Source organism: Bradyrhizobium sp. WBAH42, assembly GCF_024585265.1.
Taxonomy (GTDB): domain Bacteria; phylum Pseudomonadota; class Alphaproteobacteria; order Rhizobiales; family Xanthobacteraceae; genus Bradyrhizobium.
Genome location: NZ_CP036533.1, coordinates 264,969 through 286,405, shown reverse-complemented (window position 1 = coordinate 286,405; position 21,437 = coordinate 264,969). Strand labels below are relative to the sequence as shown.

The 21,437-nt window shown below is 63.5% G+C and carries 16 protein-coding genes, 1 tRNA gene and 1 pseudogene; 10 read left to right on the top strand and 8 right to left on the bottom strand.

Features of this window, described 5'->3' with window-relative positions:
• Positions 1-45: 45 nt before the first annotated feature.
• From DCG74_RS01375 to DCG74_RS01365, 3 genes and pseudogenes are all read left to right on the top strand, one after another.
• Positions 46-1,212, top strand: a pseudogene (locus DCG74_RS01375) (phosphoserine transaminase); the annotation flags it as partial.
• A gap of 142 nt (positions 1,213-1,354) precedes the next feature.
• Complete coding sequence (gene serA / locus DCG74_RS01370; protein WP_172788975.1) at positions 1,355-2,944, top strand: phosphoglycerate dehydrogenase; 1,590 nt, start codon at positions 1,355-1,357, stop codon at positions 2,942-2,944.
• A 326-nt stretch (positions 2,945-3,270) separates the two neighbouring features.
• Positions 3,271-4,443: a thiolase family protein gene (locus DCG74_RS01365; protein WP_172788976.1), complete on the top strand. Its 1,173-nt coding sequence runs from the start codon at positions 3,271-3,273 to the stop codon at positions 4,441-4,443.
• Positions 4,444-4,580: 137 nt separating this feature from the next.
• Here the strand turns inward: DCG74_RS01365 and DCG74_RS01360 are convergent, their stop codons facing one another.
• Complete coding sequence (locus DCG74_RS01360; protein ID WP_172788977.1) at positions 4,581-7,931, bottom strand: PAS domain S-box protein; 3,351 nt, start codon at positions 7,929-7,931, stop codon at positions 4,581-4,583.
• A 682-nt stretch (positions 7,932-8,613) separates the two neighbouring features.
• Between DCG74_RS01360 and DCG74_RS01355 the strand changes: the two genes are divergently transcribed.
• The 4 genes from DCG74_RS01355 to DCG74_RS01340 all read left to right on the top strand — a co-directional run bounded on the left by DCG74_RS01355 (position 8,614) and on the right by DCG74_RS01340 (position 11,268).
• Positions 8,614-9,048 (top strand): phasin, encoded by a 435-nt coding sequence (locus tag DCG74_RS01355; protein WP_172788978.1) that lies wholly within the window; start codon positions 8,614-8,616, stop codon positions 9,046-9,048.
• 279 nt (positions 9,049-9,327) lie between these two features.
• Positions 9,328-9,404: transfer RNA gene (locus DCG74_RS01350), tRNA-His, on the top strand.
• A gap of 161 nt (positions 9,405-9,565) precedes the next feature.
• Complete coding sequence (locus DCG74_RS01345; RefSeq protein ID WP_172788979.1) at positions 9,566-10,759, top strand: ImmA/IrrE family metallo-endopeptidase; 1,194 nt, start codon at positions 9,566-9,568, stop codon at positions 10,757-10,759.
• Positions 10,759-11,268: a DUF4411 family protein gene (locus DCG74_RS01340; RefSeq protein WP_257187539.1), complete on the top strand. Its 510-nt coding sequence runs from the start codon at positions 10,759-10,761 to the stop codon at positions 11,266-11,268. The genes DCG74_RS01345 and DCG74_RS01340 overlap by 1 nt, the downstream gene beginning before the upstream one ends.
• Positions 11,269-11,374: 106 nt before the next feature.
• Here the strand turns inward: DCG74_RS01340 and DCG74_RS01335 are convergent, their stop codons facing one another.
• Positions 11,375-12,931 carry an IS630 family transposase gene (locus tag DCG74_RS01335; protein ID WP_172788981.1) on the bottom strand — a complete coding sequence of 519 codons (1,557 nt, stop codon included), beginning with the start codon at positions 12,929-12,931 and terminating at the stop codon, positions 11,375-11,377.
• Between the two features lie 143 nt (positions 12,932-13,074).
• Positions 13,075-13,479: a nuclear transport factor 2 family protein gene (locus tag DCG74_RS01330; RefSeq protein WP_172788982.1), complete on the bottom strand. Its 405-nt coding sequence runs from the start codon at positions 13,477-13,479 to the stop codon at positions 13,075-13,077.
• Positions 13,480-14,115: 636 nt separating this feature from the next.
• Here DCG74_RS01330 and DCG74_RS01325 point away from each other — a divergent pair.
• Positions 14,116-15,366, top strand: coding sequence for a vanadium-dependent haloperoxidase (locus DCG74_RS01325; RefSeq protein ID WP_246709013.1), 1,251 nt, complete (start codon positions 14,116-14,118; stop codon positions 15,364-15,366).
• Between the two features lie 141 nt (positions 15,367-15,507).
• On the opposite strand, the gene DCG74_RS01320 is transcribed toward DCG74_RS01325, so the two are convergent.
• Positions 15,508-16,431: a CoA ester lyase gene (locus tag DCG74_RS01320; protein WP_172788984.1), complete on the bottom strand. Its 924-nt coding sequence runs from the start codon at positions 16,429-16,431 to the stop codon at positions 15,508-15,510.
• A gap of 2 nt (positions 16,432-16,433) precedes the next feature.
• Positions 16,434-17,600 (bottom strand): CaiB/BaiF CoA-transferase family protein, encoded by a 1,167-nt coding sequence (locus tag DCG74_RS01315; protein ID WP_172788985.1) that lies wholly within the window; start codon positions 17,598-17,600, stop codon positions 16,434-16,436.
• A gap of 365 nt (positions 17,601-17,965) precedes the next feature.
• On the opposite strand from DCG74_RS01315, the gene DCG74_RS01310 reads away from it, so the two are divergent.
• Positions 17,966-18,316: a hypothetical protein gene (locus DCG74_RS01310; RefSeq protein ID WP_172788986.1), complete on the top strand. Its 351-nt coding sequence runs from the start codon at positions 17,966-17,968 to the stop codon at positions 18,314-18,316.
• A gap of 345 nt (positions 18,317-18,661) precedes the next feature.
• A complete protein-coding gene (locus DCG74_RS01305; protein WP_025032179.1) occupies positions 18,662-19,339 on the top strand; it encodes a ParA family protein in 678 nt (225 codons plus the stop codon).
• 73 nt (positions 19,340-19,412) lie between these two features.
• On the opposite strand, the gene DCG74_RS01300 is transcribed toward DCG74_RS01305, so the two are convergent.
• The 3 genes from DCG74_RS01300 to DCG74_RS01290 all read right to left on the bottom strand — a co-directional run bounded on the left by DCG74_RS01300 (position 19,413) and on the right by DCG74_RS01290 (position 21,042).
• A complete protein-coding gene (locus DCG74_RS01300; RefSeq protein ID WP_210268521.1) occupies positions 19,413-19,592 on the bottom strand; it encodes a hypothetical protein in 180 nt (59 codons plus the stop codon).
• A 95-nt stretch (positions 19,593-19,687) separates the two neighbouring features.
• Positions 19,688-19,843 (bottom strand): hypothetical protein, encoded by a 156-nt coding sequence (locus DCG74_RS01295; protein WP_172788974.1) that lies wholly within the window; start codon positions 19,841-19,843, stop codon positions 19,688-19,690.
• A 290-nt stretch (positions 19,844-20,133) separates the two neighbouring features.
• Complete coding sequence (locus DCG74_RS01290) at positions 20,134-21,042, bottom strand: 4-hydroxy-tetrahydrodipicolinate synthase (protein WP_172788987.1); 909 nt, start codon at positions 21,040-21,042, stop codon at positions 20,134-20,136.
• Positions 21,043-21,437: the final 395 nt, after the last annotated feature.

Genomic DNA, 21,437 nt, shown 5'->3' with positions numbered 1-21,437 from the left:
GACACCTCCCCCCAACGGGAGGCTTACTATCTGGAAGGGTAGATCATGACTGTAGCGAAGCCCGCTTCGCGGCCGAACGTGCCGCATTTCTCCTCCGGCCCCTGCGCCAAGCGCCCCGGCTGGAACGCCCAAAATCTCAAGGACGCAGCCCTCGGCCGCTCGCATCGCGCGAAGATCGGCAAGACCAAGCTCAAGCTCGCCATCGACCTCACCCGCGAAGTGCTCGAGGTCCCCGCCGATTACCGCATCGGCATCGTGCCGGCCTCCGATACCGGCGCGGTCGAGATGGCGCTGTGGTCGCTGCTCGGCGCACGGCCCGTCACCACGCTCGCCTGGGAATCCTTCGGCGAGGGCTGGGTCAGCGATATCGTCAAGGAATTGAAGCTCAAGGACGTCACCAAGCTCAATGCGGCTTACGGTGAGATCCCCGATCTGTCGAAGGTCGATCCCAAGACCGACGTCGTCTTCACCTGGAACGGCACCACCTCCGGCGTGCGCGTGCCTGATGCCAACTGGATCAGCGCGAGCCGCGAAGGCCTGACCATCTGCGATGCGACGTCCGCCGCGTTTGCGCAAGCTCTCGACTGGGCCAAGCTCGACGTCGTCACCTTCTCCTGGCAGAAGGCGCTCGGCGGCGAGGCCGCGCACGGGATGCTGATCCTCTCGCCCCGTGCGGTGGAGCGGCTCGAGACCTACAAGCCGGCCTGGCCGCTGCCGAAGATCTTCCGCATGACCAAGGGCGGCAAGCTCAATGAAGGCATCTTCGTCGGCGAGACCATCAACACGCCGTCGATGCTCTGCGTCGAGGATTATCTCGATGCGCTGAACTGGGCCAAGTCGATCGGCGGTCTCAAGGCGCTGATCGCGCGCGCCGACGCCAACACCAAGGTGCTCGCCGACTGGAAGGCGAAGACGCCCTGGATCGACTTCCTGGCCAAGGACGCCTCGATCCGCTCCAACACCTCGGTGTGCCTGAAGTTCACCGATCCCGCGATCACCTCGCTCTCCGAGGACGCGCAGGCGGAGTTCAGCAAGAAGCTGGTGGCCCTCGTCGAGAAGGAAGGCGCAGGCTACGACTTCGCTTATTACCGCGATGCGCCGGCGGGCCTGCGCATCTGGTGCGGCGCCACGGTGGAAGCAAAGGACGTCGAGCTGCTGACGCAGTGGATCGACTGGGCCTTCGCCGAGACCAAGGCCACGCTAGCCAAGGCGGTCGACGCACCGTCAGGTGCGGCGGGGTGGGGTGATCTCTCCACACGGCGCACCGGCAATTTTCTTTGTTGCAGCTTCACCCCACCCCGGCGCTTCGCGCCGACCCTCCCCCTCCAGGGGAGGGTGTGAAGGACACATCCCCATGACCAAACCCAAAGTTCTCATTTCCGACGCCCTCTCGCCCGCTGCCGTGCAGATCTTCAAGGACCGCGGCGTCGAGGTCGACTTCCAGCCCAATCTCGGCAAGGACAAGGACAAGCTCGCCGAGATCATCGGCAATTACGACGGCCTTGCGATCCGCTCCGCGACCAAGGCGACCGCCAAGATCCTCGAGAAGGCGACGAAGCTGAAGGTGATCGGCCGCGCCGGCATCGGCGTCGACAATGTCGAGATCCCGGCCGCCACGGCCAAGGGCATCATCGTGATGAACACGCCGTTCGGCAATTCGATCACGACCGCCGAGCACGCCATCACGCTGATGCTGGCGCTCGCCCGCGAGATCCCGCAGGCCGACGCCTCGACCCAAGCCGGCAAGTGGGAGAAGAACCGCTTCATGGGCGTCGAGATCACCGGCAAGGTGCTGGGCGTCGTCGGCTGCGGCAATATCGGCTCGATCGTCGCCGACCGCGCGCTTGGCCTGCGCATGAAGGTGATCGCGTTCGACCCGTTCCTGTCGCCGGAGCGCGCCAAGGACATCGGGGTCGAGAAGGTCGAGCTCGACGATCTGCTCAAGCGCGCCGACTTCATCACGCTGCACACGCCGCTGACCGAGAAGACCAGGAACATCATCGATGCGGCCGCGATCGCCAAGATGAAGAAGGGCGTCCGCCTGATCAACTGCGCCCGCGGCGGTCTCGTCGACGAGCAGGCGGTGGTCGAAGCGCTCAACGCCAAGCACATTGCGGGCGCCGCCTTCGACGTCTTCGTCGAGGAGCCCGCGACCAAGAACGTGCTGTTCGGCCATCCCAACGTGATCTGCACGCCGCATCTCGGCGCTTCCACCACGGAAGCCCAGGAGAACGTCGCGCTGCAAGTCGCCGAGCAGATGTCGGATTACCTGCTCACCGGCGCGATCTCGAACGCGGTCAACTTCCCCTCGATCACGGCGGAAGAGGCGCCGAAGCTGAAGCCGTTCATCGCGCTTGCCGAGAAGCTCGGCTCGTTCGCCGGCCAGCTCACCGAGAGCGGCATCCTCAAGGTCGAGATCACCTATGAGGGCCACGTCGCCGAGATGAAGATCAAGGCGATCACCTCCGCCGTGCTGTCGGGTCTGCTGCGCCCGATGCTCGGCGAGGTCAACGTCGTGTCGGCGCCGGTCGTCGCCAAGGAGCGCGGCATGGTGGTGGACGAGATCGTCCGCGCCGCCCAAAGCGACTATGAGAGCCTGATCACCGTCACCGTCGCGACCGAACGCCAGGAGCGCTCGGTCTCCGGTACCGTCTATCACGACGGCAAGCCGCGCCTCGTCGACGTTAAGGGCATCCGGGTCGACGCCGAGTTCGGCAAGTCGATGATCTACGTCACCAACGAGGACAAGCCCGGCTTCATCGGCAAGTTCGCGGGGCTTCTGGGCGACGCCAAGATCAACATCGCGACCTTCCATCTCGGCCGCGTCGCCCCCGGCAGCGATGCCATTGCGCTGGTCGAGGTCGACGGTGTGGTACCGGCCGACGTGCTCGCCAAGGTGCAGGCCCTGCCGCAGGTCAAGCAGGCCAAGGCGCTGACGTTTTGATCTTCACCTCTCCCGAAGGGAGAGGTCGGATCGCATCGCGAGATGCGATCCGGGTGAGGGGTTAGGCTCTCACCGATTGCTGCGGCCCCTCACCCGGATTGCTGGCGCAATCCGACCTCTCCCCGCTGGGGAGAGGTGACACAGCAGGCCAACAGAGTCGAATTCCTTCGCCTTCTACAGACATATTCCGACCCGCGGAACAACGCCGCTTCCTTCGCCGGGAGGCGGCGTTTTATTTTCCCCGCGCCTGCCAAACTGTGTACCAATGGCGCCAGAACGCCTCGTAAATACGCTCCGTTCAAAATCGTTCGACAAGGGAGAAAACAATGCGTGAAGCCGTCATCGTTTCCTATGCGCGCACGGGCCTCGCAAAATCCGGCCGCGGCGGGTTCAACATCACGCCGCCGATGTCGCTTGCGGCGCACGCCATTCACCACGCGGTGGACCGCGCCGGCGTCGAGAAGGACTATGTCGAGGATTGCTATCTCGGCAATTGCGCCCATGGCGCGCCGAACATCGGCCGTCAGGCCGCGCTGCTCGCCGGCCTGCCGAAGACCACCGCCGGCGTGTCGGTGAACCGCTTCTGCTCCTCGGGCCTGCAGACCATCGCGATGGCCGCGAACTCGATCCGCTCCGACGGCGCCGATTGCATCGTCGCCGGCGGCGTCGAGAGCATCTCGATTCCGGGCGGCGGCTCGCCGAAGGAATCGATCGATCCGGAGCTGCTCAAGGTCGCCCCCGACATTTTCATGGCGATGATCGACACCGCCGACATCGTCGCCGAGCGCTACAAGCTCAGCCGTGAATATCAGGACGAGTTCTCGCTGGAATCGCAGCGCCGCATGGCCGCGGCGCAGCAGGCGAACAAGTTCAAGGACGAGATCGTCCCGATGAAGACCAAGATGAAGGTCGTCGACAAGCAGACCAAGGCCGAATCGATCGTCGACTACGTCGTCGATCGCGACGAATGCAATCGCCCCGACACCACGATGGAAGGTCTGGCAAAGCTCGAGCCGGTGAAGGGCCCGGGCAAGTTCGTCACCGCCGGCAATGCCAGCCAGCTCTCCGACGGCGCCGCCGCCGTGGTGCTGATGGAAGCCAAGGACGCCGAGAAGCGCGGCCTCAAGCCGCTCGGCCGCTTCGTCGCCTGGGCGACCGCCGGCTGCGAGCCGGACGAGATGGGCATCGGCCCTGTCTTCGCGATTCCGAAGCTCTTGAAGCGCACCGGGCTCAAGATCGACGACATCGACCTGTGGGAGCTCAACGAGGCCTTTGCCAGCCAGTGCCTGTATTGCCGCGACCAGCTCGGCATCGATCCCGCCAAGTACAACGTCAACGGCGGCTCGATCGCGATCGGCCATCCCTTCGGCATGACCGGCGCCCGTCTCACCGGCCATCTGCTGCAGGAAGGCGCCCGCCGCAAGGCCAAGTGGGGCGTGGTGACGATGTGCATCGGCGGCGGCCAGGGCGGCGCCGGCCTGTTCGAGATCTACAGCTGATCCGAAGCATCGCCTGAATTGCGAAGGGCACGGCGCAAGCCGTGCCCTTCGTCATTGCGAGCGCAGCGAAGCAATCCAGAGTCTTTCCGCGGCGGCAGTCTGGATTGCTTCGCTCCGCTCGCAATGACGGCGGAGCCCTACGCCCCCGCCAGCGCCGGTGCGAGCACCACCTCGATCAGCGTGCCGTGGCCGGCGCTCTTGATGTTGAACCGCGCGCGGTTGGCTTCGACCAGCGCTTTCGTCAGCGACAGGCTCAGTGCCGAGCTGTCGGCGGCGTCGCCCGGCGGCGGGGTGCGGAACGGCTCCATGGCGGCGGCGACCTCGCGCTCGGAAAGGCCATGGCCGGTGTCGCGGATGCGAAGCGCGATCTCGCCGCGGTCGGTCAGCGCGGTCGAGACGATGACCTGGCCGCCGGCGCTGGCAAGCCGGATCGAGTTCGAGATCAGGTTCATGGTGATCTGCCGCATCGCGCGCGCATCCACGCTCACCTGCGGCAGCGCATGGGCGAGCGAGGTGCGGATGATGATGCGCTCGCGGTTGGCCTGCGGCTGCATCACCGTCACGCAGGCTTCGACCAGGTCGTTGAGGTTCAGATTCGAAAAATTCAGGTCGAGCTTGCCGGTCTCGATCCGCGACAGCTCCAGCAAATCGTCGATGATGGCGATGACGCGCTCGCCGGACGCGCGGATGTCCTTCATGTATTCGCCGTAGCGCTCGTTGCCGAGCGTGCCGAAGCGCTCGGAGATCATCACCTCGGCAAAGCCGATGATGGCGTTGAGCGGCGTGCGGATCTCGTGGCTGATCCGCGCCAGCATGTCGGCCTTGGCATTCGCCGCACCGTCGACGAGGCGGCGGGCCTGGGTCAATTCGCTCTCGCCCTTCTTGGCGTGCGAGAGATCGCGGAACACGGCGAAGAAGTTCGGCCCTTCGGGGCGCGTGCGGCCCATGATCATCGCGAGCGGAAGCACGCCGCCCTTCTTCTCGCGGCCCAGCACCTCGCGGCCGTGATCGAGCAGGCTGGAGATGTCCTGGCTCTTCAGGCTTTGCAGATAATCGGCGACGATTTGCTGGCTCTCGGGCGCGAACAGCGTCAGCAGATTCTGCTGCAGCAGCGCCTCGCCGTCATAGCCGAACAGCGCCTCCGCGCTACGATTGCAGGCGTGGATGTTGCCTTCGGCATCGAACATCACGATGCCCTCGGCCGTGGTGTCGAGGATGGCGGCGAGATCCTCGGCCTCGGCTTCGCCGGCCGCTGGCTCCGCGTCAGCTGCGTCAGATTCTGCTGCCACCACGGTGTCCGCAACGGCAGGCGCGGCGATCGGTGCCGCCTCCGGCAGCGCGCAGATCAGCGCATGCGCGCCGTCACCGTCCCAGTCGATGGTGTGCAGATGCGCTTCCGTCGTCGGAAGCGGTGCGTCGCCATTCGCAACCGCCGCGCTGATCGTCACAGGCGTGCCGCCTTGCGAGGTGCTGCTGGCCGCCGACACGCCCGGCTCGACATAGAGCGCATCCAGCCCGCCGGCATGCTCCAGCGCGGTCAGGCTGTCATAGCCCATGCGCGCGAGGAAGGCGGGATTGGCGTAGAGCAGGCGGTCGAGCCGGTAGATCAGGATGCCCGTCGGCAACAGGTCGAGCAGCGTGCGGTCGCGCGCGCTCATCCCGCGGGCTGGCGGTGCGGGCTCGGTCAGCCATTCGGCTGCGGCCTGCGGCGCCTCCGGCTCGGGCGCTTCGGCTGTGATCTCCGCAACCGGCTCGGCCGCGTCGGTGGCGATGCTCTCGCGCTCGCGTTCGAGCCGCTCGGACAATTGCCGCGCGAGCTCGTTGAACGCGCTGTTCTCGACCGGCGTCAGCGTCGGAGACCGCGCATCGCCGTGCGGGCGGAACGGCACGACATTGGGAGGCGTTTCCACGGGCGTGTCCAGTTCGGTTGGGTGTGAAGTCGTCTCGCTTGTGGGCTCTGGCAGGTCGGGCTCGGCTTGAGGCTCGGGCTCGGATGGCGCGATCGGCGGCGGCGCCGCCACTGCTTCGCCCTCAACCTCTGCTTCCGCCGCCGCTTCAGGCTTGGCTTGCGGCTCGGCCTCCGCATCGAGCGCGACGGCCTCAGTGGAGCGATCCTGCGCCGGCGGGTCGACGAGCAGCTCGAAGCGCCTGAGCGCCTCGAGCCGGTTGAGCGCGTCGAGATCGCGGCAGACGCCAAAGCCGCGGAAGCCGGCGAAGTTGCGGTTGCGGTCGTAGACCGGCAGGCCCGCGAGCTCAACCGGAATGTGCTCGTCGCCGTCGGCCGGCCAGTTCACTGTGATGCCGGCCCAGGTGTCCTGGCTGTCGAGCGCCTTGGCCACGCGCCCTTCGGGATCGAGCGAAAACGCCTCGGCGATCTCGCGCCAGGGGCGGCCGAAGCCGGCGGCCGTGTGCGTGCCCATCAGGCGGATGAAGTCATCGGAGCCGAGCGCAAAGCGGCCCTCTTCATCCATCTGCCAGAGGAAGCGCAGCGGATGCTGACGCGGTGCGGCCGGCTCTTGCTGGCCCGAAGAATCATGGCCTGAAGAGTGCTGGCCCGAAGAGTGCTGGCCCGAAGTCGGCTCGACCATGCCCGCATTGATCGGCGCGGGCTGCGGCGACACAATGGCTTGCGGCTGGTTTTCAACCGGAGTTTTGGGCGCCTCGGGGACATCAGGCGCGTTCGTCTCGACCGGTGCCTCGGCCGGCTCGGCGAAAGCATCGAACAGCGCGATCGCAGACGGCGCCTCGTCCGGCAGCGCAGGCTGCGCGTGATCCGGCACTGGGGCCGGCTGTTCGACGGGCGTGACCTCCGGCGCGGCATCGCGCGCCGCTGTGGTGGCGCCCGGCTCGATCAGCGCGACCAGGCCGACATCGGCGCCTTGGCCGACCCGTTGCAGCACCATCTGGCCGATGCCGATCGGCGTCGCGGCCCGACCGGTTGCCAGCGCATCGCTGCGCGCCCGGTCGAGCCCGGCCTCGAACAGATCGCGGAAGCCGAGCAGGGCGTGCGCAGCCTCGCTCGCACCGACGAACAGCCCGTCCGGCGCGAACGCCGCCATCGGCACCTTGGCGCCGGCGACCAGCCGATGCAGCCGCTCGACCAACGGCATCGTGCGCAGCGTCGGGTCCATCGCGATGACGAGCACGGCATGGCCGCCATCGGCAAAGTCGAGCCGCGCGCAAGCACAGGTCATCAGCGCCCCTAACCGGGCGCCGAAGCCGCGCAGCCGCTCGAGCCGCACCGCGCCGTTCGCCGGCAGCTGTCGGGCGAGCCGGACCACCTGGCGGCGATGGCTGTCGGCGGGGCCGAACACCTTGTCCGCAAGGCCGGCGCTGTTGGCCGCGCCGAACAGTTTTGCGCCGACCGGATTGGCCCACAGCACGCGCGCGCCGTCGGTCGACCACAGCCAGGCCGGCAGGGCAGAGGTCGCATGCACGGCCAGCCGCGGATCGCCCACCCCTCGCAACTGGAAATCCGAACGCGTCATCAGGCCGGCTGCATCTCACGCTTCACGTGTGGCGGCTGCCGGGAATGACAGCCTTAAGAAAGGGTTAGTATCGCCCGGAAGGCGCGACCAGGTCCACGGCCCAAAGCCCGCAAGCGCCCCCCAAGCGGCGATAACCTTAATCCCGCCACCCCCGCAAGCCGAGCCGATGTTGCATCCAAGGGATTCGTGGGTTGGGGAGGGGCGCGCGGCATGCGCGCTGCCATCCTCCCCTGGAGGGGGAGGATCGGTTCGCACGCAGCGAAGCGGAGAGCGAACCGAGGTGGGGTGACAGTCTCTCCCCACGGGCGGTCCCCGAGTGGAGAGATCACCCCACCCCGCCCGCGCTTTGCGCGAGCGACCCACGGGCGAGCTACGCTCGTCCCGGACCCTCCAGGGGAGGGTAAGAAAGCCGCTCGCCTCCGTGCCTCTTCACTTCAACCCCCGGTTCCCCACCCCCGGAACCTCATCCTCCCCGAGATTAAATTTCGCACCGCACGTCTCTGCCGCGTTGCGATGCACAATGTTGACATGATAGGCAGTCATAGTGCTTGGCGCTGGGCGAGCCATCTCGATTGTTTCGCGTTTCCAGTCTTCGTTCCCGCTCAATGCGAGGCCCATGATGGGGGCCGGCGGGCGCGCCAGAAGGCTCACTCCATTTTTTCAATTAGCGTGAGGGACCAACATGACAGGTGCGACTGATCCGTTTTCTGCCTCGATCATCCCGTTCGAGGTTCCCGAGCAGATGCGTGCGTTCGCCGAGAAGGGCGCGGCGCAGGCCCGCGAGAACTACGCCAAGTTCAAGGACGCCGCCGAGACCCACAACGGCACCGTCGAGGCCGTCTTCACCTCCGCCTCCAAGGGCGCGAGCGAGTACACCGCCAAGCTGGTCGAGTTCATGAAGGCCAATTCGAGCGCCCAGCTCGACTTCGCCCAGCAGCTGTTCGGCGCCAAGTCGCCGACGGAAGCGATGGAGCTGTGGACCGGCCACGCCCGCAAGCAGCTCGAGACCTACCAGGCCCAGGCCAAGGAGCTGGTCGAGCTCACCCAGCGCGTCGCCGCCGAGACCGCCGAGCCGATCAAGGCCAGCGCCTCGAAGTACTATCCGTCCGCCGCCTGAGCGGTCGGATTGGTGTGAGATAGGAAGCCCGGGCCCGAAAGGCCCGGGTTTTTCTTTTGCAATGGGTTTGCTCCGCTCGCGCCCAGCACTCCGTCCACCTCTCCCGGAGGGAGAGGTGATCCCGCCCGGCCGATCGACCTGGTTTCCTGGTGTTTAAGAGGGGAAATATCGGGTTTTGCGGCCTTGCCAAACCGGGCCGTTGCACCTAGTTTCCGCCCCGTCCAGCCCCCCTCAGGCGTCAGGCCTTTTCAGGCAGCCCAAGGCGCGGCTCGCAAGGATGCAGTTGTAGCTCAGTTGGTTAGAGCGCCTGTCTGTGGAACAGGAGGTCGGTGGTTCGAGCCCACCCAACTGTACCAGCGGGATCAAATCCCTAGCAGAAGTGACCCCAATATCGGGCTAGGGTGAAGAACGCCGCCCTTTGGTTGCGTTCGCGCTGCGGGCGCTTTCTCCGCAACCATGGCGCGAAGCGTTGAAACTCACATCATTCAGTTTACATTTTGCGCTAAGGTGACGCGCAATGGCTATCGCCCAGAAAAAAGAAAGAGCGCCGTTCAATCGCGACGTCCTTCAATGGGCGCGGAAGCGCGTGCGTCTGTCCGTGGAGAGCGCTGCGAAAGGAGCCGGGGTAACGCCCGATCACATACAGCGATGGGAGGCAGGCGCAGACCTCCCAACCGTGAAGCAAGCCCGTAAGCTAGCGAATGTCTACGACGTGCCGTTTATGGAGCTTCTGTCCAAGGAGCAGCCGCAGATAAAGGAGCTGCAACTGGTTCCGGATTTTCGGCTCCATTCAGAAGCCGAGGCTCCAAATGAGCAATACGAACTTCTACTAATCCAGGCAGAGGCCGAACAGACACGCCTCAATGCGCTCGACCTCTACGAAATTCTGGGAATCAAACCGCTCGTCCTTGACAGCTCATTCTACTGGCCCCTTGGGAAAAACCATGAAGCGGCGGCGGCGACTGTTCGCGAAGCGCTGAAGCTACCGATGGATGAGCAGTATTCGCGCAAGGGTAACGATAAGGCCAAGTTCGTCAGCGCATTCCGGGACTACCTAGAACGCGCGGGCATCATAACTATGAAGAATTCGGGTCTAGCGGCCTTCGGCGCGAGAGGCATGTGTCTCTTTGCAAGTCCTCTGCCCGTACTCGTCTTCAGCAAGGAAGCTCCAACCGCACAGGCTTTCACGCTTGCACATGAGCTCGGACACGTGGTCCTTAAGGAGAGTGGGATCAGTGGTCCAATAGGATCAGCGCCAAGCAAGACGCGGGCGCGGTCGGTAGAGGATTGGTGCGACGGCTTTGCGGGCGCATTCCTAATGCCCAAAACCGAAGTCGTTCGGCTACTCCAGCCAGTGCCGCGTCGACCAGAGCGCAGCATAGACGACGGAAAGATTGCAGCCGTGGCTAACGCATTCTGTGTGAGTCGACACGCTGCACTAGTTCGGCTCGTTGAGCTCGGTTACGTCGATCAAGATTTCTACTGGCGCGTAAAGAGACCTCAATTCCTTCAGCAAGAGAAGGAATTCAAGGGCGGCGGTCGTCCCGAATACTATGGTTCAAGATTTCGGTCATCCCGTGGTGATCTTTACACTGGACTTGTCCTTGAGGCGTGGTCCAACGGAATGATCACGAACCACAATGCGGCAGAATTTATGGGCATCAAAAATCTTGCCCACCTCGATGACATCCGAAATCATTTTAGAACCTGATGAAGAGATATTGCCTCGACACATCGGGGTTGAGCAACCCTCTGGAGTTCATGCCAGAGGACATCCATCCAACTATATGGGCGAAAATCGCTGGATTAGTTGTAGACGGGACGTTTGCTGTGACCGTCGAGATATTCGAAGAGCTCGAACACCTTCCCGGTCCGATTGGAGAGTGCATCAAGAATAACGCAATCGCACTTCAGATGGAAATAGAGGAAGAGAGCTGGGACTGGAAGACGTATGTGGCTCACTACGAGGAGATGAAGGTCCGACACGCGGCCGCCATCTCTGAGTACAATGGCAATCGGAAGGGTACTATCGGATTGAACGATCTAACGATCATTGCCCTGGCGAAGACTCTTGGACTTCCTGTTATCAGCAGTGAAAAGAAAACGAACGTAGATCAGGATAGCAGCAAACGACAAAAGATCCCTGATATTTGCGACAAGGAAGGTGTGATCCACCTCAGTTTCAACGACCTACTTCGCGCGGAAGGGATCAAGAACTAGGTGATCGGGTGGCAGTACATAAACCCCGATGCTGCAGAGCGCGTGCTTGGGGCGTTGGTCAAGATCAATTTGGTAGACCGTCATCCTAATTGCGCTTCCGTGCGTATCAACCGAGCTGCGGGTCCTTGCAGTTGTGCGACTGGAAGAATTCTGCAGGGACTCGCTCTTTCCCCCAGATTTTGTTGCCAGCCCTTCGCGGATTCGCGCGGAAATGCTCATTCCTTTCCTCAAAATATCGGTCGATCGCCGCTCTTGCCTCGTCAGGCGAATGGTAGTTGCTATTGTGAATGATGGCGCGTGCCATGCCGCTAAAGACCGATTCAATGACGTTGAGAAACTGCGCCCGAGCGGGCAACGGTGCGATCACTACTGTAGGCCCGACGATCCGGCTGTTGTGATCCTCTACCGCTTGGCTCAGCTCCTTCGAGATGTGCCAAGAGGCGGCGTCCCAAGACAGATAGATGCATCTGCAATTCTCGTATTGATCGAGCAGAATCTTCATCATCCGGATCATTTCGGCCGTGTTCTTCTTCTCGCTATAGAAGTGCGTTACCTGATTGGACGAAAGCTCGATTGCCGCCGTCAGCGTGACCTTTCCCCGAGATTTTTGCCATTGCTGAACGAGCGGCCGTTCGCCGGGACCCGTAAGCGATTTCCCGGGCTGGTGCTTGATGGCAAAGGGCCCAAACTCGTCGATTGAGAAGAATGCTTCGTCGGGGGCAAGGTTGCTTAAGATCGACTTGATGCGATCGAGCTTCTGAGAAAATTCCGGGTCGTTCGAGGTCAGCACGACGCGGGCTTTGCGCCACTTGTAACCCGAAGAGTTTATGATCTTGCGGACCGTATCCTCGCTCACTGGCTGTCCTTGCAGCGTGAGGACACCAGCAAGATCGACAACCCTCCATGTGGTGCGGTTGATCCCGAATCCGCTTGGCGGCCGGTGCAGGGTGTCAAAAAGGGCGTTCTTGAGTTCTTCTCTATCAAATTTTCGCGCAGGACTTCGGCGCCGCGCGAACAATGCATCCGCACCTCCTTCCGTGTAGATGCGAAGACACCGCCGCCAAGTGACAGGACTTAGCCCGATCAGTCCACACAACTTGCTTTGTCGAACACCGAGCCAATGTGTTATTAGCACTATGGCTCGCCTGCGGTCGAGTATCCGTCCGCTCAGCAAATGCTCGCCGACAATGCGGAGATCGAATCTGTCGATAGTGGGAGGCATCTTCGCCTTCCAGCACGCGGGCAGCTCGCCGGCTGGGTCGCCCGCGAGACGGGCGATCGCGGCCATAGCGTCCGCAGAGCTCAGTGCACCTCTTCGTGAGAGGATAGTTGAGATTGTCGATGGAGCCGGGATTCTTGCTCGACCGCTTTTGCGAAGTTCGCCCGCGATCCGCCGGGCGCCCCAGAGCGGATGAAACGCCCGGACCGACAAGACTTCGTCCTCGATTTCTGCTGGCGTTCTCGAAGGATGGTGCCGAGGCCGCCGGGAGCGATCCTGATACCCATCAGACCCCATTGTACGAACACGCGCGAGCAGCTTGTAAGCCGTTTTGGGGCTGACGTTGAACTTGCGACAGAGGGCTCGGATGTTTGCGTGAGGCGAATTGGCTAAAGCGACAAACTCCTGCTTCGCCTCAATGAGCGTTCTGGATGTCCACGGCATGCTCTCCTCCATCGCTTGATGTTAAGAGCCGCAGCTGTTCTGAGTCAGCACAAGCGAGGGTCGCGTACCGATTTACACTGTACGCGGTCGCGCCGGCCACCGCGATCGTCGGCAGACGAGCCTCAATTCAGTCTCATCCCGCCTCACGCAATCACCGCCTTGATCTGCGCCGTATCCGCAAACTCGATCAACTCGGCGATCTTGCCGTCCTGAAATCTGAACAGGTCCAGGATCTCGGTGCTGAAAGTCTTTCCGCCTGGATTATACCGAACGAGAACCCGGGAATGGACTGCGACGCGATCCCCGTCGACGAGTTCAGCCAGGATTTCGTGGCTTTCGAAGCCGAAGGTGTCGGTGAACTGAGTGAAAGCGGCGCGCAGGGTCGGGTGCCCCTCCATGCGCCCCGTCAGTTCGAGCGCGCCCTTGTCGCCCATCAAGGTGAAGTGGCCCTCGGGATGAAAAGCCGTCACCAGGCCTTCGATGTCGCCCTTGCCGCGCGCGGCGTAGGCGGTCCTGATCAATGCGAGGATCTCTTCGCGCTGTGCCATGGGCCCCCTCCCTGCAATGTGTATCGGGGCAGCCTAGCGACCTTTGCGTGCAAAGGCAAAATGATTGGAACCGTGCTGCGCTACCTCACCTCGCCACCACCCACACCACCACCGGCAACGTCACCGCGGCCAGCAGCGTCCCCAGCGTCACTGCGCCCGACACCGGGTTCACCAGCCGCTGATACGGCAAAAATGTACGCATTCGCGCCGGTCGGCATCGCCGCGAACAGCACGATGACGCCGACAGGGTCGAGCAATCTTGCCAGACGAACGCAGCGACTGGCATTGCCGAAAGCTGGAGCGGCATCACCAAAATGCTCAGCCGCTCGCTCTTCACCTCGCGCGAAACGAATAGATGCCGAGCTTGATCAGCGCCGGCGGCGAGTCTGAGTGCGCAAACGGTGTGATGATTGCTCGGAAGACTGCCGAGATTGCAGGTCGTGCATCACGTAAGGCAGTCGATCTTACTCTTTGGGGCGCGGCCTCAAACTCTTTTCGACGAAAGCGAGGACAGGTGTAAACTGTTTCACAGCAGCGGGCTTGCTGCAATCTTAAGATCGTTCTGCACTTCTACGTTCTTGCGCGGCTCATCCGTACAAGATGTCGCTCTCTGTTGAAACAACGAGGAGCATGAAGATGAAGACGTTTCTTGCAACGAGATCTCCATTCCTGATCGTCGCCACTCTCGCAGTCTGCATCGGCACTGCGCGTGCCGATGTCATCATGGACTGGAACGCGAAAGCAGATGCGATTGCCGCCGAAAAGAAGGTGCTGCCTGTGCCACAGGCCCGCACGATGTCGATGCTTCACGTTGCCATGTTCGAGGCCGTCAACGCGATCGACAGGCGATACACTCCATACAAGCTGGATCTCGTAGCAGACCGCTCCACGTCCAAGGAAGCCGCAGCATCGACTGCGGCTTACAACATTCTTCTGACGATCTATCCGGACCAGAAATCTGCCCTTGATGCGGCATTGATTGCATCGCTTTCCGGCATTCCGGACACGGAGGGAAAGGCGAATGGAATCGAGCTTGGAAAGATTGCCGCTTCCGGCGTGATAGCGTTGCGCAGGGATGACGGCAGTGACGTCCAGGAGACTTATCGTCCCTATACAGCCCCGGGGGCCTATGTGCCGACGGTGGTGCCGATCGGCACGACGGCTGGAAGAATGTCCCCTTGGGTCATGACATCGGTCTCACAATTCCGTCCAGCGCCACCACCGGCGCTTGATTCCGAGACCTGGACCAGAGACGTCAATGAAATTCGGGAGCTCGGCGCTCGCAACAGCACCACCCGAACGGCAGAGCAGACCGCGATCGGACGAGTCTGGTTCCTGGTCGGGCCTCCCAGCTTCAATCCAATCGTCCGGCAGGTCGCCTCGGCCAAGCACATGGACGTCGTTGACTGCTCGCGCCTCTTCGCCCTCACCGAGATCGCTGCGAACGACGCAATCGTTGCCGTCCTTGATGCGAAGTATCATTACAACTTCTGGCGGCCTGTAACGGCCATACGCAACGCGGACATCACGCACAACCCGATGACGCCACGCGAACCGTCCTGGTTGCCGCTGGGTGAAACGCCGTTGCATCCCGAATACCCCTGCGCCCACTGCATCGTATCGGCGGCGGTTTCCACAGTTCTCCGGTCCATCGCCGGCGACGAGGTCGGAGAGCTAACGATGACCAGCCCTACTGCGCCAGGGGTGACTCGCAAATGGACCAAGCTCCAGGATTATAGCGATGAGGTCGCAAATGCCCGCATCTATGCCGGTTTCCATTACCGTTTCTCGACGGAGGTCGGAAAGGACATGGGCCGTAAGATCGGTGACTTGACTGTCGGGACACAGCTTCGCGGGCTGGAAGCGCGAGCTGAGCCGAAGCAGTAAGCTGCTTCGCAGCCTCTCAGGATGAGGCTCACCTGCATGGCTGCGCATCGAAACTGTTGCCGCGCATGCCGTCCTCATCCTGAGGGCCCGCGAAGCGGGCGTCTCGAAGGATGCGCCGCAGGGGACTCAGCCTCAACGCCGCTACGACCCCAGCTCGATGATCCGCCGCGCCATCCGCACGTTGGCATAGTCGATCATCTTGCCGTCCAGCGTCACCGCACCCTGTCCCAGCGCTTCGGCCTGCTCCATGGCCTCGACCACCCGCCGCGCCTGGGCCAGCTCCTCGGCCGAGGGCGTGAACGCGCGCAGCGTCGGCTCGATCTGGTCGGGATGGATCACCTGCTTGCCGTCAAAACCCATCGCCGCGGCCTTTTGCGCGCTGGCCTCGGTCAGCCTGGCATCGCGGAACGCGCCGCAGGGGCCGTCGATCGCGCGCAGGCCCCGCGCGCGAGCCGCGACGAGGAGGCGCATCATCGGATAGGCGAACAGGTCGAGCGGCGCGGCGGCGTAGCCGCTCTGCGCGGAGCCGACGTGGCGGTAGCCATCCGGCGAGATGCCGATGTCGGAGGTGCGGGCGCCGAGCGAGGCCGCGAGGTCGCCGACGCCGAGATGCAGCGCCGCGACGCTGTCGTGGCACGCGGCGAGGGCGTCGACATTGACGAGACCGAGCGCGGTCTCGATCAGCAGCTCGAGCGCGAGCGGCGCGGCGCGATCCGGCGCGGCCGCGTGCAACTGGTCGGCAATGGCGACGATGTCGCTCACGCGCTCCGCCTTCGGCACGATCACCGCATCCAGCCGGGGCAGGGCCGCCAGGGTGCGGATCTCCTCGGCGATGAACGAGCTGTCGACCGCGTTGAGCCTGACCGCAACGTGCTTGTTGCCCCAATGAAGCGAGGACAGCGCGCGGGCGGCTTCCTCCAGCGCGAGCGCCTTCTCGTTGGGCGGCACGGCGTCTTCGAGGTCCATGAACACCGCATCCGCCAATGATGCCGCCGCCTTGGCGACGAGACGGGCGCGATGCGCGGGAACGGCGAGATAGGCCCGCGTCGGCCGAAGCGACACCATGCTCACGTTCCCTTGCTGAGGCCGAGTTCGCCGAGGATCGACGCGTTGTGCTCGCCGACATCAGGCACCGGATCCATCCGCGGCGTCACGCCGGGAAGGGTGAGCGCGGGCAGGAAGCTCATCACCGGGCCGCACGGTGATCCCACGCTTCTCACCCGCGCGCGGGCGTGAAGCTGCTCATGCTGCAGGAAAGCCTCGACCGAGTTCAGATGCGCATTGGCAATCGCGGCTTGGTCCAGCAGCCGCAGCACCTCCTCGCTGGTCATGGATGCAAAGCGCCGCTCGATATGGGATTGCAGATCGTCGCGGTTCTGCATGCGCAGCGGATTGGTGCGGAAGCGCAGGTCGTCGGCAAGTGCGGCATCGCCGAGCACGACGCGGCACAGCGACCGCCATTCCCGGTCGTTCTGGATGCCGAAGAAGACGGTCGTTCCGTCGCCGACCCGGAACGGGCCGTAAGGCGCGATCGTCGCGTGCCTGGCGCCGGTGCGCGGCAGCGGCTTGCCGGTACTCTCAGTGTAGAACGCGGGATAGCTCATCCAGTCCGTGATGGAATCGAACAGCGAGGCCTGGAACGCCGTGCCCTTGCCGGTCCGCTCGCGGGCGTACAGCGCCATCAGCACGCCGTTCAGGATGTACATGCCGGTGGCGATATCGACCACCGAAAGCCCGACCTTGGCGGGCTCCGCTTCGGTGCCGTTGATGGCGAGCACGCCGGCCTCGCACTGCACCAGCAGATCATAGGCCTTCTTGTCGCTGTAGGGGCCCCCTAGGCCATAGCCGGAGACGTCGCAGGCGATCAGGCGCGGATATTTGCGCAGCAGCGATGCGGCATCGAGGCCGAGCCGCTCCGCTGCGCCAGGCGCGAGATTCTGGATGAACACGTCCGCCCGCGGCAGCAGGGCGTCGAGCACCTTGCGCCCCTCGGGGCTCTTGATGTCGATGGCGAGGCTTTCCTTGGAACGGTTGGTCCAGACGAACTGGCTCGACATGCCGTTCATCACGTGGTCGTAGTCGCGGCAGAAATCCCCGGTCCCTGGCCGCTCGATCTTGATCACCCGCGCGCCCCAATCGGCGAGGTGCCGGCTCGCCAGCGGCGCGGCGATCGCCTGCTCCAGCGAAACCACCGTCACACCCGACAGCGGCAGCTCCGCCTCATTCCCCGTCATGTGACCGCCTCCACTCCCGCTCGCTTCTGATCAGCGCGGGAGAACGAGCACCATCCACGCGCATTTTGATGGTGACATCTTGCCCCTGTTTTGCCCGACGAGTCAAACCGGTCTTCGAAAAATCCTAAAATTTGGCGACGTGAGTGTTTGCAATGACTTGGCTACTGTGCATGGGGTTGTTTTCGCAGTTTTTTGTTTGAGGCCCCGACGGCGGGGTCGTCGTCGCGTTCCCCCGGAACTGCCGAGGCTCCTGACCCCGCCCTGTTGCCGAGACCGCACACGTGTCGGCTTTCGCAACCCCCTCGGTTGCCAACGAACCGCCGTTCACCCACTATTCGCAACCGACTCGTCATGTGGGGGGATCGATGCCGGCGTTTCGCTTGAAGTCCTTTGCTAAGCCCTCGGCCGTTGCAAGCCTCGCGCTTGCCCTGGCCGTCCTGGCGCTGCCGCGCGCCGGTTTCGCCTACACCCAGGAGGAGCAGCAGGCCTGCACGCCGGATGCGATGCGGCTGTGCGGCGAGTTCGTCCCGAACGTCGATGCCATCACCGCCTGCATGATCAAGAAGAAGGCGCAGCTCTCGCCGCAATGCGCGGTGTTCTTCCGCCGTGGACCGGAGCCTGGCCAGGCCCGTGCCGGCAAGCCGACCAGCATCGCGCCGAAGACCGCCAAGAAGAACAGCAAGCCGGCGACGAAGAAGAAATCCAGCCAAGGCTAAGCGCCTAGCGGCCAAGGCTGAGCGACAGCCGGACTCGTTTTGTTCGCACGACGCCGGCAGGCCTCAGCCGATTGACGCGCGTGGGCGCTTGAAAAGAATCGCTGGCGGGTTTGCGCGGCAAGGTTGCATTTCACTTTCCGCCTCGTTGCTCAAAAAACACACAGACGCCCCCCACGAGCGGCCTTTCGTTGCGGCCCGTGTCTTTATGCTGCGAAGCAGTGTGACTCAAAAGCCAACACGTCTTGTTATTTCGTGGCTGTCGCGCAGCCCCCGACAAATTTTTCTTTCCCGAATCAGCGGCGTGATTCATTTTCGCGGCCTGGGGTCAATCTGGAGGCCGAAGGTATGAACGTCATTGTTTTTGCATCGCGTAAAGGCGGCTCGGGCAAGAGTACCCTAGCTGCACATCTTGCTGCGCAGATCAAGGCAAGCAAGCAGGTCATGCTCGTGGACGCCGATCCGCAGGGCTCGCTCACGCTGTGGCACAAGCTGCGCGGCACCAACGAGCCGCCGATCAAGGCGGCCGTCAACTCCGTCAGCGGCATCGTCTCCGCTGCCAAGCGCGACGGTTATGAATGGGTGTTGATCGACACGCCGCCGAACCTGTCGGCCGTCGTCGACGACGCGATCAAGAACGCCACCATGGTGGTCATCCCGGCGCGTCCCGGCGTGTTCGACGTCAACGCCGTGCAGGAAACCATCCAGATGTGCCGCGCGGCGCGCAAGCCCTACGCGGTCGTCCTCAACGGTGCTCCGGCCAAGCGCGACGAAGCCGAAAGCCCGATCGTCACCATCGCCCGCGAAGCGCTGGCGAAATTCCGCGCTCCGGTGTGGGGCGGCCAGATCACCAATCGTTCGGATTTGCTGATGGCGCTGAGCCACGGCGAAGGCGCGCGCGAGTATCAGGCCGAGAGCCGTGCGGCTCAGGAAATCGCAAGGCTCTGGGCGGCGATCGAGCGTTCGGTGAAGGCTATTCGCGGCACGGCGTCGGCATCCGGCGCGATGCACAAGCAGGCTGCTTGATTTTTCATTGTTTCATTTCGAGCGGCGAAAAACGCGCGGGAAGTCCGCGCGTTTTTCGTTTCCGGGCTTTCCCTCACGCCACCATCAGCATGTAGAACACGATGACCGGCGACAGGGTCAGGATCACCGACCAGATGCCGACGGCCCAGAGAATGTCCTCGGTGGTAAAGCCCTGCTGTTCTGCGTCGAAATGCGACGCCATTTCATTCTGACTATTCACAAACGCCCCCGCGATTTCTTCGCTTATGGGCATCAGTGATAGCAGCGATGTTTTAAGATCCGGATCGCATCGGTCCGTGGATTTTGAACACAGGTGCTACCACGGATTAACCATCCCGCGCGCCGGCCTCAGCCGACCAGCCAGACGCGAAACAGCAATACCGGCATCAGGCCGAGCATCACGGCCCAGAACCCGAACGACGAGACGACGAGAATTCCCCGCAAGAGATCGGCGGGCGCGAACTGGCTCGCGGCCGTAGGCCGGTTGCGATACCCCATGGTCATTCCCCCTTCGGTGACTTTGAAGGGAACGATAGGCGCGGTCACGTAAACGAGACGTGGATGCGGATTGCGGCAGCTGCGAACGTCGTTGGGGCGCGGTTAACCACGCGGGCCTCAACCCTCTCCCCTTGCGGGAGAGGGTGGCTCGCCGCGTAGCGGCGAGACGGGTGAGGGGTCTCTCTCCTCACGAACAGTGTTGCGCGTCGAGAGAACCCCTCATCCGGCGCTTCGCGCCACCTTCTCCCGCAAGGGGAGAAGGAAGAACTCGCGCGTAGAGAGAGAGAGAGAGAGCACTACGCCGCGACCTTCATCCGTCGCTCGATCTCGCGATCGATCGTCGCCGCGAGCTCGCTGCTCACTTCCACCATCGGCAGGCGCACCTCCGGGCTGTCGATCAGGCCTGATCGCCACAGCCAGTACTTCGCCGGCGCGGGGCTCGGCTCGGCGAACAACAGCCGCGTCAGCTCGGCGACCTCGTGCCAGCGCGCCTGCGCCGCATCGTGGTTGCCGCGCTTCGCCTCCGTGTACACGGCTGCGAACGTCGCGGTCTCGACATGGGCCGAGAGCACGATGCCGCCGTCGGCGCCGTCACCGAGCGCCTCGAGATAATTGGCGTCCTCGCCGGTGAGCACGCGAAAACCCTTCGGCCGGTCGCGCAAGAGCGCGATCGATTGCTCGCGGCTCGCGCCGCAATCCTTCAGGCCGATGATGTTCTTGTGCTCGGCAAGCCGCAGCATGGTCTGGTTGGTGATGTTGACCGCGCAGCGATAGGGAATGTTGTAGAGCGCGATCGGCCATGCCGCGTGGTCGGCGAGCGTCTCGAAATGCGCCAGCAGGCCGCGCTGCGACGGCCGCACATAGTAGGGGCTGGCGATCAGGTAACCGTCGATCGGCCAGTCCGCGGTCTTGTCGAGGCGCTCCTGCAGGCGCGAGGTGTCGGCGCCGGACAGACCGAGGCAGATCGGCAGGTTGCCGCCGCCGGCCGCCATCTCCTCGCGCACCACGGCGACGAGGCGTTCGAGCTCGGCCGCGCGCAGCGTCATGCCTTCACCGGAGGTCGCGCCCAGGATGAAGCCGTCGATGCCGTGCGCGCCGTAGTGCCGGGTCAGCCGCCGCAGCGACCTCTCGTCCAGCGCGCCGTCCTGGAGCGGCGTCACCAGCGGCAGCCACAGCCCGTGCAAATGATCTCGAAGTCCGGTCATGTTTCCATCTCCTTCTCGGGAAAAAGCCTGAGACGGAGGGCACATGAAAAAACCCCGTCCAGGCGGCGGGGTTTTCGAAGATTTGCAGCGATGACGAAGTCAGCTAGCGAGCGCAAAGATCCGAGGCCCCGGGATGGGGGCCTTTTTTCGAGACGATGGCCTCGAACGAGATTGCGCACGACTTCGTGATCATTCGGAAATGATGCGGGGGATAGGTGGAACTGTCAATACACGCGGAGCGCGAAGCCACATTTTGACGAAAAAAAGCCGGACCCGAGGGCCCGGCTTAGGTATTGGCCACGTGAGGCCGACACAATCACCTTCCAAGAGGGATTACTGAACTCCCGCGCCACTGGAGGAGGGGGACAAATGCGCAACGCGAAGGCTCAGCGTGC

What these genes read in the sequence shown, in the direction of transcription:
- serA (WP_172788975.1), top strand. Translation starts at nt 1,355, where the DNA reads ATGACCAAACCCAAAGTTCTCATTTCCGACGCCCTCTCGCCCGCTGCC.
- DCG74_RS01365 (WP_172788976.1), top strand. Translation starts at nt 3,271, where the DNA reads ATGCGTGAAGCCGTCATCGTTTCCTATGCGCGCACGGGCCTCGCAAAA.
- DCG74_RS01360 (WP_172788977.1), bottom strand. Translation starts at nt 7,931, where the DNA reads ATGACGCGTTCGGATTTCCAGTTGCGAGGGGTGGGCGATCCGCGGCTG.
- DCG74_RS01355 (WP_172788978.1), top strand. Translation starts at nt 8,614, where the DNA reads ATGACAGGTGCGACTGATCCGTTTTCTGCCTCGATCATCCCGTTCGAG.
- DCG74_RS01345 (WP_172788979.1), top strand. Translation starts at nt 9,566, where the DNA reads ATGGCTATCGCCCAGAAAAAAGAAAGAGCGCCGTTCAATCGCGACGTC.
- DCG74_RS01340 (WP_257187539.1), top strand. Translation starts at nt 10,759, where the DNA reads ATGAAGAGATATTGCCTCGACACATCGGGGTTGAGCAACCCTCTGGAG.
- DCG74_RS01335 (WP_172788981.1), bottom strand. Translation starts at nt 12,931, where the DNA reads ATGCCGTGGACATCCAGAACGCTCATTGAGGCGAAGCAGGAGTTTGTC.
- DCG74_RS01330 (WP_172788982.1), bottom strand. Translation starts at nt 13,479, where the DNA reads ATGGCACAGCGCGAAGAGATCCTCGCATTGATCAGGACCGCCTACGCC.
- DCG74_RS01325 (WP_246709013.1), top strand. Translation starts at nt 14,116, where the DNA reads ATGAAGACGTTTCTTGCAACGAGATCTCCATTCCTGATCGTCGCCACT.
- DCG74_RS01320 (WP_172788984.1), bottom strand. Translation starts at nt 16,431, where the DNA reads ATGGTGTCGCTTCGGCCGACGCGGGCCTATCTCGCCGTTCCCGCGCAT.
- DCG74_RS01315 (WP_172788985.1), bottom strand. Translation starts at nt 17,600, where the DNA reads ATGACGGGGAATGAGGCGGAGCTGCCGCTGTCGGGTGTGACGGTGGTT.
- DCG74_RS01310 (WP_172788986.1), top strand. Translation starts at nt 17,966, where the DNA reads ATGCCGGCGTTTCGCTTGAAGTCCTTTGCTAAGCCCTCGGCCGTTGCA.
- DCG74_RS01305 (WP_025032179.1), top strand. Translation starts at nt 18,662, where the DNA reads ATGAACGTCATTGTTTTTGCATCGCGTAAAGGCGGCTCGGGCAAGAGT.
- DCG74_RS01300 (WP_210268521.1), bottom strand. Translation starts at nt 19,592, where the DNA reads ATGCCCATAAGCGAAGAAATCGCGGGGGCGTTTGTGAATAGTCAGAAT.
- DCG74_RS01295 (WP_172788974.1), bottom strand. Translation starts at nt 19,843, where the DNA reads ATGACCATGGGGTATCGCAACCGGCCTACGGCCGCGAGCCAGTTCGCG.
- DCG74_RS01290 (WP_172788987.1), bottom strand. Translation starts at nt 21,042, where the DNA reads ATGACCGGACTTCGAGATCATTTGCACGGGCTGTGGCTGCCGCTGGTG.